This window comes from Streptomyces dysideae, assembly GCF_001514305.1.
Classification (GTDB): Bacteria; Actinomycetota; Actinomycetes; order Streptomycetales; family Streptomycetaceae; genus Streptomyces; species Streptomyces dysideae.
Window position 1 is genome coordinate 1 of the sequence record NZ_KQ949220.1, and the last position, 564, is coordinate 564.

Genomic DNA, 564 nt, shown 5'->3' on the forward strand with positions numbered 1-564 from the left:
TACGGCGTCGGTGACCTTGCGCCAGCCGGCGATGTGCTCCTCGGAGTAGATGCCCGGGGTGAGCAGGTAGCCCTGGCCATCGGCGGAGGGCTGGGTGCCCTCGGTGATGATGAGGGCGTGCGAGGCGCGCTGGGCGTAGTACTCGGCGTTCAGCTCGGTGGGTATGCCGTTGGGGGTGGACCGGCTGCGCGTCAGGGGTGCCATCGCCAGCCGGTGCGGCAGGGGGATCTCGCCGGCGACGATCGGGTTCCACAGGGCGTTCAACATGGTTGTTTCCTCAAATGAAGGGTGAGAGAGCTGCGGGGTGGCGGGTTGCCGCGAGTAGCGCGTACGCGGGGGCGGCCGGCTGGGCCCAGTGACCTTCCACGGTGGAAAGCGGACTGCGCGGAGGGGCGGCCGACGGTGCGGAGGGCTTGCCGCGTACCTGACCGCAGCCATGGCAGTGCCGGGCCCCGGCTGTTTGTAAGGGGGAGGACGCCGAGCGCGTTGGTCTTCGCCCACGCCGCCCGACGCACCGGCCGTGTGCGGCACCGGCCGTGCTGTTGTGGTCACAAAGGGACTCCG

At 70.4% G+C, this 564-nt stretch carries 1 protein-coding gene; it reads right to left on the reverse strand.

The genetic code is table 11. The features are described 5' to 3' along the window. The coding region (locus AQJ91_RS48490) for an oxidoreductase (RefSeq protein ID WP_456113470.1) at positions 1 to 267 on the reverse strand (267 nt) is incomplete at its 3' end. Positions 268 to 564 lie beyond the last annotated feature (297 nt).